Source organism: Elizabethkingia argenteiflava, from assembly GCF_009904105.1.
Taxonomy (GTDB): Bacteria; Bacteroidota; Bacteroidia; order Flavobacteriales; family Weeksellaceae; genus Elizabethkingia; species Elizabethkingia argenteiflava.
Window position 1 is genome coordinate 1 of the sequence record NZ_JAAABJ010000235.1, and the last position, 235, is coordinate 235.

The following is a 235-nucleotide window of genomic DNA, read 5'->3' on the forward strand; positions in this document are numbered from 1 at the left end:
ATTTCCTGTAATGCTAATTCACCTCCTTGCTCATACAGTTCTTAGAATCGATAAAAACGGTCTCGGGAATAGCCCATTACTTTACAGGCTTTGGATACATTTCCTAAATGTTGTGCTAATTCAAGTAAGCATAACTTGTTTTTGATGATTTTTTGTTGTGGTGTCATAATACTTAATCTGTTTTAACAGTTTTTTAATTTGATTACAACTGTCAGATTAAGTATTGACGAATTCA

Annotated in this window: 1 pseudogene; it reads right to left on the reverse strand. The window is 31.9% G+C overall.

The window, feature by feature from the left end:
- Positions 1-44: 44 nt before the first annotated feature.
- Positions 45-167 (reverse strand): annotated as a pseudogene (locus GNY06_RS02165) (helix-turn-helix domain-containing protein); the annotation flags it as partial.
- Between the last annotated feature and the right edge of the window lie 68 nt (positions 168-235).